Here is a 1,208-nt window from a genome sequence, read left to right on the forward strand (position 1 = left end):
CCCGCCGCGTACGAGGACGAGGGCGCCGCCGGCCTCGCGACCGCCGCGCGCCGGGCCAGCGAGGAACTGGGCGGCCTCGCCTCCGCCCGCCGCGCCGAGCGCCGCCTCGCCGAACTGACCGCCCAGCGTGCCGACCTGGACCGCCAGGAGCGCGCCGACGACGAACTCCTTCAGGACGCCGCGGGCTGGCTCGCCGACTGGGACGCCACCCGGTCCCGTCTCCAGGGCGGCGTCGAGGCGGCCCAGGAAGCCGCCACGCGTACCGAGCACCTGGCCGGCCGGCTCCAGCCGGCGCAGGAGAAGCTGGACGCGGCCCGCCGCCGCGACCGGCTCACCCAGGAGGCCGACGCGGCCCAGGAGCGCCTGATCGCCGCCCGCGAGCACGCCACCGCCGCCCACGAGCGCTGGCTCGGCCTCAAGGAGCAGCGCCTCGCGGACATCGCCGCCGAACTCGCCGCGCACCTCAGCGACGGCGCCCCCTGCGCCGTCTGCGGCGCCACCGAACATCCCGCCCCCGCACAGAAGTCCGCGGGCCACGTCGACCGCGCCGCCGAAGAGGCGGCCCGCACGGCCCACCAGCGGGCGGACGAGGCCCGCGCCGCCGCCGAACGGGACCTCGGCACCGTACGGGAATCCCTCGCGGCCGCCACCGCCGCCGCGTCCGACACCCCTGCCGCCGAACTCGCCGCCGCCGTAGAGGAGTTGCGGCACGCCCACGCCGAGGCCCGGGACCGCGCCTCCGGCCTGCACGCCGCCCGCGAAGCGCTGGCCCAGGCGGAGCGGGAGCGCGACCGCCGGGTCGCCGCCCAGCAGGAAGCGGCCCGCCGCGTCGAGTCCCGCGCCGCGCTGCGGGACGCCCTCGCAGGCGAACAGGCGGGCCTGGAGGAGGAGTTGACCCGGGCGCGCGGCGCGTCAGCGAGCGTCGCCCGGCGCGCCGCGCAACTGGAGCGGCAGAGCGAGCTCCTCACCGATGCCGCCGATGCCGCGCGCGCCGCCGACGAGTCGGCCCAGCGCCTGAAGGACGCCGACGCCCGGCTCGCGGACGCCGCGTTCCGCGCCGGCTTCGACACCCCGGCCGCCGCGTCCGCCGCGCTCCTCGACGACGCGGGCCACCGCGAGCTCCAGCACCGCGTCGACGCCTGGCGGAACGAACAGGCCGCGGTCCGCGCGCTGCTCGCCGAGCCCGACGCGGCCGCCGCCGCACAGCG

1 pseudogene is annotated in these 1,208 nt (G+C 79.8%); it reads left to right on the forward strand.

Annotated features, from left to right (window positions below):
* A pseudogene (locus tag STRAU_RS32580) lies at positions 1-1,208 on the forward strand (AAA family ATPase); the annotation flags it as partial.

This window comes from Streptomyces aurantiacus JA 4570 (assembly GCF_000414115.1).
GTDB lineage: Bacteria > Actinomycetota > Actinomycetes > Streptomycetales > Streptomycetaceae > Streptomyces > Streptomyces aurantiacus_A.